The sequence below is a fragment of the Spiroplasma sp. ChiS genome (genome assembly GCF_002968355.1).
Taxonomy (GTDB): domain Bacteria; phylum Bacillota_I; class Bacilli_A; order Mycoplasmatales; family Mycoplasmataceae; genus Spiroplasma; species Spiroplasma citri.
On the sequence record NZ_PUUH01000299.1, the window covers coordinates 1 to 5,820 of the forward strand.

At 25.4% G+C, this 5,820-nt stretch carries 10 protein-coding genes and 1 tRNA gene; 5 read left to right on the forward strand and 6 right to left on the reverse strand.

Going from position 1 to position 5,820, the window contains the following annotated elements; genetic code table 4:
- The 5 genes from C6B38_RS11590 to C6B38_RS10420 form a co-directional block, all read right to left on the reverse strand.
- On the reverse strand, positions 1–249 hold a 249-nt coding region (locus C6B38_RS11590; RefSeq protein WP_233485691.1), incomplete at its 3' end, for a hypothetical protein.
- Between the two features lie 106 nt (positions 250–355).
- Positions 356–616, reverse strand: a complete 261-nt coding sequence (locus C6B38_RS08040) for a pentapeptide repeat-containing protein (RefSeq protein ID WP_105298990.1) — start codon at positions 614–616, stop codon at positions 356–358.
- Positions 617–1,124: 508 nt separating this feature from the next.
- The gene (locus tag C6B38_RS12025) at positions 1,125–1,256 is read right to left on the reverse strand and encodes a hypothetical protein (protein WP_255401086.1); all 132 of its coding nucleotides are present in this window, start codon (positions 1,254–1,256) and stop codon (positions 1,125–1,127) included.
- Between the two features lie 9 nt (positions 1,257–1,265).
- Complete coding sequence (locus tag C6B38_RS10415) at positions 1,266–1,406, reverse strand: hypothetical protein (protein WP_162302559.1); 141 nt, start codon at positions 1,404–1,406, stop codon at positions 1,266–1,268.
- Positions 1,407–1,980: 574 nt separating this feature from the next.
- Entirely contained in the window at positions 1,981–2,127 is a 147-nt protein-coding gene (locus C6B38_RS10420) for a hypothetical protein (protein WP_162475910.1), read from the reverse strand.
- Positions 2,128–2,291: 164 nt separating this feature from the next.
- Here C6B38_RS10420 and C6B38_RS08045 point away from each other — a divergent pair.
- Positions 2,292–2,365 (forward strand) — tRNA-Gly (locus C6B38_RS08045).
- 79 nt (positions 2,366–2,444) lie between these two features.
- Positions 2,445–3,023 carry a DxFTY motif-containing membrane protein gene (locus C6B38_RS08050; protein ID WP_105298989.1) on the forward strand — a complete coding sequence of 193 codons (579 nt, stop codon included), beginning with the start codon at positions 2,445–2,447 and terminating at the stop codon, positions 3,021–3,023.
- Here the strand turns inward: C6B38_RS08050 and C6B38_RS08055 are convergent.
- Positions 3,020–3,808 (reverse strand): phosphotransferase, encoded by a 789-nt coding sequence (locus tag C6B38_RS08055; protein ID WP_105298988.1) that lies wholly within the window; start codon positions 3,806–3,808, stop codon positions 3,020–3,022. The two genes, C6B38_RS08050 and C6B38_RS08055, sit on opposite strands and share 4 nt — an antisense overlap.
- Before the next feature lie 83 nt (positions 3,809–3,891).
- On the opposite strand from C6B38_RS08055, the gene rdgB reads away from it, so the two are divergent.
- The 3 genes from rdgB (at position 3,892) to C6B38_RS08070 (ending at position 5,433) form a co-directional block, all read left to right on the forward strand.
- Positions 3,892–4,506, forward strand: coding sequence for an RdgB/HAM1 family non-canonical purine NTP pyrophosphatase (rdgB, locus tag C6B38_RS08060; RefSeq protein WP_105298987.1), 615 nt, complete (start codon positions 3,892–3,894; stop codon positions 4,504–4,506).
- A complete protein-coding gene (locus C6B38_RS08065) occupies positions 4,484–5,008 on the forward strand; it encodes a tRNA (cytidine(34)-2'-O)-methyltransferase (protein ID WP_105298986.1) in 525 nt (174 codons plus the stop codon). The genes rdgB and C6B38_RS08065 overlap by 23 nt, the downstream gene beginning before the upstream one ends.
- A 101-nt stretch (positions 5,009–5,109) precedes the next feature.
- Complete coding sequence (locus tag C6B38_RS08070; RefSeq protein ID WP_004572346.1) at positions 5,110–5,433, forward strand: single-stranded DNA-binding protein; 324 nt, start codon at positions 5,110–5,112, stop codon at positions 5,431–5,433.
- Positions 5,434–5,820: the final 387 nt, after the last annotated feature.

Consider the following 5,820-nt stretch of genomic DNA (forward strand, 5'->3'; position numbering starts at 1 on the left):
ATAACAAGTTAATTGTTCTAATTGTTGCTTAGTCAAAGTTGATGTATTTATGTAATAATAATTAAAATTAGCATTTACTGATTTATGAATAATTTTACAATCCTTAAAAATTTCATAACCTTTAAAGTCTTTTATTTTTCCTTTAAAAATAATTGATTGTATACTTTTAACTTCAATTTTTAAATTATTATTATTATATATTTCAATTCAATCTTTTAAAAATAATTGATTGTATACTTTTAACTTCAATTTTTAAATTATTATTATTATATATTTCAATTCAATCTTTTAATTTTTCTAACATTATTAATCCTCCTCAATAACAGTTAATTGTTCTAATTGTTTTTTTGTAATTTTAATATTTTTTAAATAAGCACCAGATAGATAAATTAACACCTTGTAAATCAGCATCTTTTAAAACATCCCAACGTAAATCAGCACCTCATAAATTAGCCCATTGTAAATTAGCACCAGCTAAAACAGTACGAGTTAAATTAGGACCATTTAAAAAAGCATCTTGTAAATCTAATACTTCAATTCTTAAATATTCTCTTATTTTTCAATTTTCAACAGTAACTCCTGTTAAATCTTTTATCATTTCGTGTAATGTTTTCATAATTTAATTCCTCCAAATTCTTTTCTGCAATTAAAGTATCAATATAGTCACAAGCACTTTCTTCTGAATGACATTCTTCTAATGCTTTATTAAATAAATCTTCTTCTGTGTAAACTTTGCCATCTTCATCTTTTCACATATATTCTTTTCACATATATTCATAATTTAATTCCTGGCTGCTTTTAATCTTTTTAATTATTTTTTTAATTTTAATGACTTCGATTATTCCATATATTGTAAAAGGCAATATCACTAAGCATGAAATAATATTTATTATGATTATTATTAATGTTCATATACTCATATTTAACTCCTCCTAATTCTTTTTATTTTCTGAACATATCGCATATTATGATCATAAAAGATGATCTTGTCTTATTTGTTTCTTTTTTCCACATTTGATACATATTGCACAACATTTAAAATAACAATTTACTATTCCATGTTTTGAATGTTTTGAATGTTTATAAAATCATTTTTCATTAATATATTTACTCATTTTTTATTTTTAATTCTTTTTAGTATTTAATGCTCAATGTTCATCAGTAATTTCATTGTGTGTAAGGATATATTTATTTTGTTTATCACATTTAAAGCAATAACCTCAATATCTTTTTTTAAGACAACTATTCTTTTTCATCTTTACCTCCTAAATTATTCCTTTTATTTTTTTCTCAAATTGTAATATTTTTCATCCATCTGATGCTAAATCTAAAATATCGTTAATTTTGTAATGTTCCATATAAGACGCAATAACACCTCATTTATCTTTAAATAAATTTAAGTACATTTTTGATCATTCTAAACATTGAAAATCATAATGTTTTTTATGATGTGAAATACGACAATCAATAGGTTGACAATTAACTCAATCAAATGATGTTGTTATTTCATCTTAAGTTTTATTAATATATTTACTTTTATATTCTGTCATTTTTTAATTCTCCTTTTTAACTCGCTGGCACTCACTCCCAAGTGAAAGTGCCAAAGCGAGAATTAGTTATATAAGTATTTATCTATTTATTTACTACGCCATCCGCTTTACTTGGGGGTAAGCGGTGGCGGTGTTATGTTTGTTTTAGCATCTATTAAAAATCTGCAACTATATTTTTAAATTAGACGCCAGACATATATATGTCTTCCTTCATCCGCACCATTTTAGGTCAAATCGTTCAGTTTTTGAAATTAAATTTACTTGCACCCATATGAAGGACCGAATGCTAATCGCAAATTTATTTATAAAGTGACCATCTCTATTTTTATTGTGGTTTGATGTTGACCTTGCACTTATCACCACTATCGCAAGTTATTGCGTCTATTATTTCCAGACTGATTACTGTTGGGTTAGACCACCAAAATATTTATTAAATTGTTAGATTGTTTTTTAAATAAAAAAACAACCCTTTAACAAGAGTTGTTTTGGCAAATTTCATTTTACAGGATACATTATTAATAACTTTTTCAATAGTTTTATATTTATGTTTTTCTGTCATTGTTAATTTTCTTTCCATAGTTATCACCAAATTAATAATATAAATAATTGCGAAATTTTTGTTAGATAACTATTACGAAATTATCACAAGATAAGGACAATTTTTTTTAAATAAAATTGACATTATGTCAAGACAGTGGTATATATATTACTGTAGCTTAGGATAAAATTTAAAATTAAAATGCAGGTGTAGTTTAATGGTAGAACTTCAGCCTTCCAAGCTGACTGTGAGGGTTCGATTCCCTTCACCTGCTCCATGATATTAATTGTTAGTTTAACAATTTTTTTTATGTTAAAATAAAAGGGTAAGGTGCAAAAGAGGAGTTAGTGATTCTTATGAAAGTCATTAAAAACAATAATAAAAAAGAGTCTACTAGTAATTGAGAACATTTACCACCAGAAATACAACATGATTTAGAATTTCATGCTTCACGAACAGTGTTTTGAAAAAGTTTTTTATTTTTAATTATTGAAGCAGTAGGGCCATTTTTATTATTGTTTTTTTTATCTTCTCCTGACTTAAGTTTTACCTACCATTATGATGTTGGAATTGGAATTGGTTTTGGTTTAACAATGGTTTTTAGTGTTTTTTTATTAACTTGTCTGGGGTTTTATTTTCATTTTCATCAAGCTGACCAGTTTACTTATACAATTGCATTATCTTGAATGCTATATGGCATTTACTTAACTGGATATTGATGAGGATGAGATAAGATTTTATATCGTTGTTTAGTATCATTTCTTTTTCTCTTAGGTGCTATTTTTGTTGGGACATTTATAACCGTATGAATGCGTAATCTTCGTGGATATTTTCAAATGAAAAAAAATAAGAAACAATCTGGATTACCAGTTAGCAATGAAAAAGAAAGCAATAATTCACCGGTTGATTCAGCACTAACAAAAAAAGAACTCTAATTATTTTTTTGTAAATTAGTTAATTTTAAATCAATAATTGTTAAAAAAATTTTTTCTTTTGTTTGTTCATACATATAATTCGCTCAATAAATTCATAGAATGTTTTGATAATACATTCATGCTGCTACTTTTTCTTGTTGCTGTGATGTTAAATTAAAAAGATTAAATCAATAAGTTTGTTCAGCTTTTGTTGTTAATGTTTCAGAAGCAAATGAAGCAATATCAAAAAATTTATCATTTAATATTGCATATTCAAAATCAATTAAGTAGAGTTTTTGATTTAAAAAAACTAAATTGCCACTATTTAAGTCATTATGGCATAAAACAAGTTCTGTTGGTTGCAATTTTGAATAATCAAGATTTTTTTCATATGTTGTTAAATTGACCAATTGCTTACAAATTGCCGATTTTAATGTTATTAAAAATTGTTTGGGATTAAATGTTTTAATTTGATTATTTGTATTAATTTTAGTTTTTCATAATTGTTTAATTATTGTAGCAACTTGGGTTAGGACTTGGTTTGTAAGCTTAACCATACTAAGGGATTGCAAAGTTGGATAATATGGTGTAACCAAAAAGAAATGTTCACCATCATAACCATAATCAACAATTGGTAATGTTAAATCACTATTTTTAATTTGTTCTAAAACAAAAATTTCATTTTGATGATCAATGAATAAATTAGTGAAAGGACTACTATAACGGATAAAAAGATTATCAATACTTTGATAATTTTGGTTCGTAATACCTAAATTTAATTTTGCTTTAATTTGGTATTTTATCATATTTCTGACTTCCATTCTGTATGATATATAGTATTAATTTTATTATACAATATATATAGTAAAGAAAAGCGGGGAAATAAAAAATGGAAGAAATTTGGATTGCTACTAATAATAAGAACAAAGTACGAGAATTTAAAGAAATGTTTGAAGGTATTAATATAATTGTTAAATCATTATTAGATTTAACAACACCTGTGCCTGAAATTCCTGAAACAGGAACATCCTTTGAAGAAAATGCATTTTTAAAAGCTGATTATTTAAGTAAAATGTTAAATAAGCCAGTATTAGCGGATGATTCTGGGTTAGAAATTATTGGTTTAGGAAATTTTCCTGGTGTTAATACTCGCCGTTGAGCAGAACCAATTACTGATAATAATATTATTAATAATTTATTAATTGAAAAATGTCGATCACTAGAACAACGTGATGCACAAGCAGTTTGTGTTTTATGTTATATTAATCCAATTACAAACGAAACAAGATATTTCCGTGGAGTAACAAAAGGCCTTATTACTGTAGAACCAAGTGGTACTAATGTTTTTGGTTATGATGCCATTTTTTTCTTACCTGAAATTGGCCAAACTTATGCTGAATTAACTATAATAGAAAAAAATAAGTATTCACATCGTTCAAAGGCTTTTCAGATGTTTAAAAAATGATGATTAGGAGGAAAAGATGAAAACAACAAAAAAAATTAACATTATTTTATTTGAACCAGAAATTGCACAAAATGTTGGAGCCATTATGCGAACTTGTGTTGCAATTAATGCTAAATTACATTTAATTGAACCATTTGGATTTATTTTTGATGAACGATTTATTACTCGTAGTAGTGCAAATTATGTTGATTTTGCTGATTATGAAACATATAATGATTGAAATCATTTTTTGCAATTAAATCCAAATCTTAAATTATATTGTGCAACTCGTTATGCTCAACAGCCACATAGTGCAATTGATTTTACCAAGGATGAAAAAATTTTTATTTTATTTGGACGTGAATCAACTGGTATTCCAACAGCAATTTTGAAAGAACATTTAGCACGAACTTTTCGCATTCCAATGTCAGAAAAAGTTCGTAGTTTAAATGTTGCTAATACAGTTGGAATTGTTGGTTATGAAATTATGCGTCAATTAGATTATCCCGGGTTATCTAAAGTTGAAATTCAAAAAGGGGCTGATTTTTTAAAACAAAAATAACAATGCTTTTTGTAAATTTTTTTCTTACTTTTGAAAAAAGTTTTTTCTAATTCTTTTAAGTATTGAGTTATATTGGTTGTTTTTAGAAAGGATGATAAAGAATGAATCAAGTAATATTGGTTGGGCAAGTAGAAGGAACTTATGAAATTATTTATGATAAAAAAGAAGCAGAACGAAAACTAATGAAATTTTTACTAAAGATTCAGCGACCTTTTAAAAATAAAGATGGTAACTATGACAGTGATTTAGTTAATGTTAAAGTATGAACAAATAATATCGATGATTTAGATATTAGTTTACGTGATAAAGCAATTATTGCCGTCAAAGGGCGAATTCAATCATTTCGTTCCAATAATTTTGATGAAGAAAATTATTATAACGATATAATTGCTGACCGTGTTACGTATTTAAGCAGTTTTAACTAACATTATTAATATTATTAACTTAATACCAATTAGCCATTTCCTTTGAAATGGCTTTTTATATAAAAAAGTTAAAATTTAGTAGTAAATAAACAATAGTTTCAATAAAAAAAGGATAAAATAAGTTCTTTTTAAGTAATTAGTTTTTTGTAAAAAAAATTAATATTTTTACTAAAAACGATTGCAAAAAAAATGAGGATTTTATATAATTATAAAGGTGTCAGTTGGGAGTAATTTATTACTTAATCATAATAAATACTTACTTGCATTATCAAAAAAATACTAAAAATATGAAAAAAAGAGTCAAAAGTTATTGACAATAAACGCATAATTTTGTATAATTTAAAAGGTGTTTTGCTGACACAATAACGATCTTTGAAAACTAAACAT